Annotated in this window: 1 protein-coding gene; it reads right to left on the bottom strand. The window is 47.5% G+C overall.

The features are described from left to right. Window positions 1-116 precede the first annotated feature (116 nt). Window positions 117-1,307 (bottom strand): IS256 family transposase, encoded by a 1,191-nt coding sequence (locus NQZ67_RS29900; protein WP_257453157.1) that lies wholly within the window; start codon window positions 1,305-1,307, stop codon window positions 117-119. Window positions 1,308-1,411 lie beyond the last annotated feature (104 nt).

Raw genomic sequence — 1,411 nt, 5'->3', positions numbered from 1 at the left:
GGTAGCGTCAAGAAGTTTGTGTAAGCTTGTAGAATATCCATCTGGGATGGATCAATGAGGTGCCAGGCGGGGGAGGAGGCCTCCTCCCCCGCCTGGCCACCTGCCACCTTTTTTTGTTAGATTTCTGCACTTTCGGTCGGGCTAGGATAGCGTTTTTCAAACATCTCAGTGAGTTGTCTTTTCACAGCAGGATCGCCAAATCCGCGAATAACACGGTCCTCAAATCGCTCATTATAGGCGATGGTTTCCAAATAGACGATCTTCTCCGCTGCGTCCATGTTCGTCAAACTGTTCATAGGCTTCAAGCGTTTACGAATCTCTTTGTTCATTCGCTCAATGGGATTAGAGGTATAGATGGCTGCCTTAATGAGAGCAGGATAGCGGTAGAACGTGAGTAACGTCGACAGCTGGTCTTCCCATGACTTCACTTCTTTGGGGTACAGTTTGTTCCATTTGTCTTTGAAGGTATCAAATGCGGCTAGCGCGCAGTCATGGTCAAGTGCATTGTAGATAGTCTTGAGGTCCTCAATGAAGTCTGTCTTATGTTGTACCCGAACTTTTGGGAAAGTCGCACGTACTTTATGCACGACACAATGCTGGACATCCGCTTTTGGATAGACTTCTTTGAAAGCATTCTCTAGCCCGGGGAGCCCGTCAAACACGCCTAGAAGTACTTCCTGTACGCCACGGTTGTAGAGATCGATAAGGACGTCCTTCCATCCGTTAGCGCTCTCCTGGCCACCAACGTAGAAACCTAGAATTTGACGGTGTCCATCCTCGTCGATGCCCATGGCAAAGTAGATGACCTCGCCGCTCACCGTGCTGCGTTTAAGTTTCACATACAGGCCATCCAAGTAGATTACGCTGTAGCGCTTCTTCAAGGGGCGCTCATGCCACTCTTGAATGTCCTCAAGTACTGTCGCTGTAATGTTACTGACGGTTGTGGGTGAATAGTGGCTGCCAAACATGCCTTCGATAAAGCGAGCCACATTTCGGGTCCCCATTCCGCACTTGTACATTTGAATAACAGCCTCCTCCAGCCAGCCATCTCGGCGTTGGTAAGGCTCAAATACGTGGGTCTGGAAGTCACCATTTCGATCGCGAGGCACCTCAAGATCGGTGATATGACCGTATTTAGTATGCAAAGCTCGCTTGTAGTACCCATTACGACTGTTATGTTCATTTGTTGGATCATCCATGAAATGCTGAATTTCAGCTTTCATAATGGTTTCCAGGTTTTCTTTAACAAACTGTGTGACAAGATTTTCAAATAGGTTTGAGAGCTGGTTTTCTGGTATGATTGTCATCGAGTAGAGTCCCTTCTTGGTGGCGTGGTAACCCCGAGGATACTCTACTTTTTTGTGTCTTGGAAAGACTCCAAATGTTGGTACACAACTTATTGTACGTCATC

The sequence above is a fragment of the Paenibacillus soyae genome (assembly GCF_024623455.1).
GTDB classification, from domain to species: domain Bacteria; phylum Bacillota; class Bacilli; order Paenibacillales; family Paenibacillaceae; genus Pristimantibacillus; species Pristimantibacillus soyae.
Note: the sequence above shows the minus strand (reverse complement) of the source record. Positions and strands in the feature narration are given on the sequence as shown.

Coding starts and splice junctions, on each gene's coding strand:
- NQZ67_RS29900 (WP_257453157.1), bottom strand. CDS start 1,307: ATGACAATCATACCAGAAAACCAGCTCTCAAACCTATTTGAAAATCTT.